This window comes from Haloferax sp. ATCC BAA-644, assembly GCF_000336975.1.
Taxonomy (GTDB): domain Archaea; phylum Halobacteriota; class Halobacteria; order Halobacteriales; family Haloferacaceae; genus Haloferax; species Haloferax volcanii.
On sequence record NZ_AOLF01000031.1, the window covers coordinates 1 to 5,551 of the forward strand.

5 protein-coding genes (1 of these 5 cut by a window edge) are annotated in these 5,551 nt (G+C 69.5%); 3 read left to right on the forward strand and 2 right to left on the reverse strand.

The window, feature by feature from the left end; all coding sequences use genetic code 11:
- Positions 1–50 precede the first annotated feature (50 nt).
- On the reverse strand, positions 51–1,574 hold the full coding sequence (locus C458_RS13500) for a methyl-accepting chemotaxis protein (protein WP_008576494.1): 1,524 nt from the start codon (positions 1,572–1,574) through the stop codon (positions 51–53).
- Between the two features lie 132 nt (positions 1,575–1,706).
- Here C458_RS13500 and C458_RS13505 point away from each other — a divergent pair, with 132 nt between their 5' ends.
- Positions 1,707–3,446, forward strand: coding sequence for an excinuclease ABC subunit C (locus C458_RS13505; RefSeq protein WP_008576495.1), 1,740 nt, complete (start codon positions 1,707–1,709; stop codon positions 3,444–3,446).
- Between the two features lie 65 nt (positions 3,447–3,511).
- Here C458_RS13505 and mdh read toward each other — a convergent pair whose 3' ends face one another.
- Entirely contained in the window at positions 3,512–4,426 is a 915-nt protein-coding gene (gene mdh / locus C458_RS13510; protein WP_008578602.1) for a malate dehydrogenase, read from the reverse strand.
- A 206-nt stretch (positions 4,427–4,632) separates the two neighbouring features.
- Here mdh and C458_RS13515 point away from each other — a divergent pair, with 206 nt between their 5' ends.
- Both C458_RS13515 and C458_RS13520 read left to right on the forward strand, forming a co-directional pair.
- Entirely contained in the window at positions 4,633–5,232 is a 600-nt protein-coding gene (locus C458_RS13515) for an Sjogren's syndrome/scleroderma autoantigen 1 family protein (RefSeq protein WP_049897090.1), read from the forward strand.
- Positions 5,233–5,312: 80 nt separating this feature from the next.
- Positions 5,313–5,551: the 5' portion of a universal stress protein gene (locus C458_RS13520; protein ID WP_008576500.1), read on the forward strand. 31 nt of this gene lie beyond the right edge of the window; 239 of the gene's 270 nt are visible here — the first part of the coding sequence; its start codon is at positions 5,313–5,315; its stop codon lies beyond the right edge, outside the window.

Below are 5,551 nucleotides of genomic sequence, written 5' to 3' on the forward strand. Positions count from 1 at the left end.
GGGAACCTCCTCGCCGGCGTCGCCTGACGCGGACGCGTGTCCGACTCACGTCAGGCAGACCGGCTCCCGGTCAGCTCCTCGACTTCCGTGGCGAGCGCAGACAGCGCCTGCGTGCTCTCGTCGGTCGCCGTGACGATGCTGTCGACCGCGCCCTCGGTCTCGACGGTCCGGTCGCGCACGTCCTCGATGGTCGCGGTCAGCTCCTCGACCGCCTCGGCCTGCTCGTCGGTCGCGCGGGAGACCTCCGCGACGCCGTCGGCGGCGGTGTCGATGGAGGCGGCGATTTCCTCGAACGCCGCCAGCATCTCGGAGATGCGCTCGTCGGCGTGTTCGATGCGGTCGTTGGACTCCGTCGCCGCGTGGACCGCTTCGTCGGTCTGCGACTGGATGTTCTCTATCTGCGCGGTGATGTCTTCGGTGTGCTGGCGCGTCTCGTCGGCGAGCGACTTGACCTCCTCCGCGACGACGGCGAACCCGTCGCCGTCCTCGCCCGCGCGGGCGGCCTCGATGTTGGCGTTGAGCGCGAGCAGATTCGTCTGTTCGGCCACCTCGGAGATGACCTCGACGACCGCCTCGATGTCGTCCATGCGGCCGCCGAGTTCGGTCACGCGGTCGACGAGTTCGTCGCCCATCGTGACGACGCTCTCCGTGGCCTCCCGCGCCTCGCTGTTGGCCTCGCGACCCTCGGCGGTCGCCTCCCGCGCCTCCGTGGCCGCCGTGTCGACCTCGTCGGCGGTGGCGGCGACCTCCTCCATCGTCGCGCTGAACTGCTGCATCTGGGTCGCGCCCTCGTCGAGGAGGTCGCGCTGTTCGTCGACGTTCTCGACGATGGCGTCGGCCGCCGACGCCGCCCGCGTGACCGCCGCGGTCGCCGTCTCCGTCTCGTCTTCGACGTTCGACGCCAGCGTCGAGAGGTTCCGCGCCGTCTCGTTGACCGCGTCGACGACGAGATAGAGTTGGTCGTCGACGGCCCCGCTGTCGTCTATCGTCGCCCGCGCGTCGAGGTTCCCTTGGCTCAACTGGGTCAGCGTCGATTCGACCTCGGAGACGAGCGCGGCGACCTCGCGGTGGCGCTCGACCTCGGTCGTCCGGTTGCGGACGGTCTGGAGGACGCCGACGAGCTCGTCGCCCTCGTACAGCGGCATCGCGGTGTGCCGGGCGTGACAGTCGTCGCCGTTCGCGTCCGCGAACGTCTCCTCCGCGGCGTACAGCAGGCGGTCGGGGTCGTCGAGTTCCACGCCGTCGAGCGACGCGGCGTCGCGGGGGTTGTCGAGGACCTGCCCCGCGAGCACCCGGGCCGCGGCGTTGCCGTAGAACGTCTCACCGAGGTCGCGTCGGCCCAGCGCGGCGTCCGCGGACGTGCCGGTCAGCGACTCGACGCCGGCGTTCCACGCCGCGATACGACCCTGTTCGTCGAGGACGAACGCCGGAAGCCCGACGCCGTCGAGCAGTACGTCGTCGTCGACGTTCAGGTCCGGCGCGTCGGTGGCGGAACCGGCGACGATTCCGCCGTCCGGTAACGGCGTCTCCTCACCGAACCACGAGCGGACGCGTGAGAGTATACCAAGTGACATTATCGACTTCGTTTCAGGGCATCACAGGAGTATCTTTCGAGGACAGTATCAAATAAGATAATTGGGTGGCCACTGGAGGGCGGTGCGCCCGACGCGTCAACCTCAAGCCTCTCGCGCGGTAAGCCACCCCAGATGGACCCTGCCGCGGTCAGCGAACGAGCCAGCGCGCTGCCGTCGGACCCCGGCGTCTACCAGTTCGTCGCCGGCGACGCGGTGCTGTACGTCGGGAAGGCGGTCGACATCCGCGCGCGAGTCCGGTCGTACGCGGACCCGCGCTCGGAGCGCATCTCCCGGATGGTCGCCCGCGCGGAACAGATCGACTTCGCCGTTACCGACACTGAGACGCAGGCGCTGCTCCTCGAAGCCAACCTCATCAAGCGCCACCAACCGCGCTACAACGTCCGCCTGAAAGACGACAAATCCTACCCGCTCGTCCAACTGACGGCCCACGCGGTCCCGCGCATCGAGGTCACCCGCGACCCCGAGGACTCCGCGACCGTCTTCGGGCCGTACACCGACAAGGGCCGCGTCGAGACGGTCGTGAAGGCGATTCGAGAGACCTACGGCCTCCGCGGCTGTTCTGACCACAAGTATTCGAACCGCTCGCGGCCGTGTCTCGACTACGAGATGGGCCTGTGTACGGCCCCCTGTACCGGCGAAATCGCGGAGCGCGACTACCGCGAGGACGTGGAATCGGCGGTTCGCTTCTTCGGGGGCGAGACGGGCGTCCTCGCGGACCCGCTCCGACGGGAGATGGAGGCGGCCGCGCAGGACGCGGAGTTCGAGCGCGCCGCCAACCTCCGCGACCGGCTGGAAGCCGTCGAGTCGTTCCACGGCGCGGGCGAAGACGCCGTCTCGTCGCAGGCCGACGAGCGCGCCATCGACGTGCTCGGCGTCTCGCTCCGCGGCGACTCGGCGACGGTCGCCAGACTCCACGCCGAGCGCGGTCAACTGGTGGACCGGACCCGCCACCACCTCGACGCGCCCGAGGGCGAAGACCGCACGGCCGCCGTTCTCTCGGCGTTCCTCGCGCAGTTCTACGCCGAGCGCGACCTCCCCGACGCGGTCGTCCTCTCGGAGCGCCCCGACGACGAGGACGTGGTGGCGTGGCTCGAAGCCGAGGGCGTGGGCGTCCGCGTCCCCGGCGCGGGCCGCGAGGCGAAACTGGTCGAACTCGCCTTGAAGAACGCCCGCCGGCGCGCCGGCCGCGACGACGGCCTCGCAACGCTCGCCCGCGAACTCGACCTCGACGTGCGCCGCGTTGCCCGCATCGAAGGGTTCGACGTGAGCCACGCGCAGGGTAAGGCCGTCGTCGGCAGCGACGTGTGCTTCGTCGAGGGGAGCGCCGAGACCGCGGACTACCGCCGGCGGCGACTCCCCGAGCGCAACGACGACTACGCGAACATGCGCGAACTCGTCCGCTGGCGGGCGACCCGCGCGCTGGAGGGCCGCGACGACCGCCCGGACCCCGACCTGCTTCTCATCGACGGCGGCAAGGGCCAGTTGAACGCCGCGCTCGACGCCCTCGAGGAGACCGGGTGGGACGTGCCCGCCGTCGGCATCGCCAAGGACCGCGAACTGGTCGTCACGCCCGACCGAACCTTCGACTGGCCGGACGACGCGCCGCACCTGCACGTCCTCCAGCGCGTCCGCGACGAGGCCCACCGCTTCGCCGTCCAGTACCACCAGACGCTCCGCGACGAGGTGAAGACCGTCCTCGACGACGTGCCCGGCGTCGGTGAGAAGACCCGCCGGGCGCTGCTGACGCGGTTCGGCAGCGTCGAGGGCGTGCGCGAGGCGTCGGTCGAGGACCTAACGGACGTTCCCGGCGTCGGCGAGAAGACGGCCGCGGAGCTGAAGCGACGGCTCTGAGCGGGGTCGGCCGCGTCGGGTGAAAAAGACGGATTGGATTCGTCGCGTGAGCGAGTCGAAGCGGCTTACGCGATTTCGTCGTACTGGTCGCGGAGCTTCTCGGCCGCGTCGTCCATGAGGTCGGCCTCGTAGTCGTCGAGGTCCCACTCGACGACCTCCTCGATGCCGTTCGAGCCGAGCTTGACGGGGACGCCGAAGGCGGTGTCCTCGTAGCCGAACTCGCCGTCGAGGACGAGCGAGCCGGGGAGCACTTCACCGGTGTCGTGCAGGACGGCCTCGACCATGTGGGCGACGCCGGTCGCCGGGCCCCACTGGGTCGCGCCCTTGCGCTCGATGACGTCCATGGCGGACTCCTGAAGGTCACCGAGAATCTCCTCTTTCTCGTCGGCGGAGAAGGCGGGGTCGTTGCCGTCGACGCGGACCTTCGAGAAGACGGGCACCTGCGCGTCGCCGTGCTCACCGAGGATGGTCGCGTCGACGTTCTTGACCGGCACGTCGAAGCGCTGGCTCAGCACGTAGCGGAAGCGGGCGGAGTCGAGGCGGCCGCCGAAGCCGATGACCTTGTGGCGGTCGCGGTCGCCCGTCTCGTAGAGGTGACGGTTGAGCAGGTCGACGGGGTTCGACGTGGTGATGGAGACGAAGTCGTCGTTGTGCTCCGCGAGCGAGGAGCCGATGTCGTCCATGATGGGGGCGTTGTCGCCCGCGAGGTCGATGCGGGTCTGTCCCGGCTGCCGCGGGATGCCCGCCGTGATGACGACCACGTCGGAGCCGGCGGTGTCCTCGTAGCCGCCCTGCGTCACGACCGTGTTGGAGTCGTACGCGATGCCGTGGTTCGTGTCCGCCGCCTGTCCGACCGTCTTGTCTTCCATCTTCGGGATGTCGACGAACACGAGTTCGTCACAGACATCGCGAAGCGCGAGGTTGTACCCAGCCGCGGCACCGACCGTGCCGGCCGCACCAATCACGCTAACTTTCGTCATGCCACATTAACGACGCTGTGGATTCCGAGTAAACGTTTCGGAACGGGCACCGAACCGCAGTCTGTCGATTTCGTGTTCGTCAGTCGTCGAACTTCGGGCGACGGCGACGGGGTGGACTCGGGCGCGAGAGCCGGTGAGACCGCCGGTGACGAAACCGGTCGAACGACGCCGTGGGGTTTTTCGACGCACGTCGCGTCTACACGCACATGAGCGATTTCGACAAGGAAGCAGAGCGCCAGCGACTTCGGGAGAAGTACGAGCGAGACGAAACGAAGCGCCGGTCGACCCAGCGGATGAGCGAGTTGCTCCTCAAGGGCGCGACGATGACGAACAAGCACTGCGACAACTGCGGCGACCCCTTGTTCCGCTACGAGGGGCAGGTGTTCTGTCCGACCTGTCAGGCCGAGGGGCAGGCCGCGGCGAACGCCGACCAAGACGCCGAGCAGGCCGCCGAAGCGGCCGTCGAAGCCGACGAAAGCGAAGCCGAAGCCGAGGCGAACGCGAACGAGACGGCCGCCTCCGCGGGGAGCACCGAGGCCGCCGACGAGACGCGCCGCGACCCCACCGGCGCGAACGGGCGCGCCGCGGCACCGACTCGGACGCGAACCGCGGGCGAGCGGGAGGCGACCGAGCGACGCGCGCCCCGCGAGGTCGCCGGCGACGTGACCGCCGCGCGCGAGTCGCTCGTACGGACGCTGACGTGGGCCGCCGAGCGCGCCGAATCCACCGACGACCCGCGGCGGGCGACGGAGTATCTAACCGCCGCGCGCGAGGCCGCCGAGGCCATCTCGGCGCTCGACCGATAACCGACTGCCCGTCCTCGCCACCTCGCGTCGGCTGTCGCTCCGGGCGGTAGAACTACCGCCCCGCGGGTCCTCTGTTTCGTATGGACGTTCTCATCCCCATCGACGGCACCGACGCCAGCAAACGCGCGCTCGACTTCGCCATCGAGATGGTCGACGGGATGGGCGGAAGCCTCCACGTCGTCCACTACACGAACAACCGGACCGACGCGACGGAGGCCATTCTCGACGGCGCGCGCGGCAGACTCAAAGCGGGCGACTTCGGCGGCGAGCCGGAGCTTTCGACCTGTCTCTTATACACATCTCTGAGCGGGCTGGCAAG

Excerpts from the sequence above, each read along its gene's own strand:
- C458_RS13500 (WP_008576494.1), bottom strand. The coding sequence starts at position 1,574 with ATGTCACTTGGTATACTCTCACGCGTCCGCTCGTGGTTCGGTGAGGAG.
- C458_RS13505 (WP_008576495.1), top strand. The coding sequence starts at position 1,707 with ATGGACCCTGCCGCGGTCAGCGAACGAGCCAGCGCGCTGCCGTCGGAC.
- mdh (WP_008578602.1), bottom strand. The coding sequence starts at position 4,426 with ATGACGAAAGTTAGCGTGATTGGTGCGGCCGGCACGGTCGGTGCCGCG.
- C458_RS13515 (WP_049897090.1), top strand. The coding sequence starts at position 4,633 with ATGAGCGATTTCGACAAGGAAGCAGAGCGCCAGCGACTTCGGGAGAAG.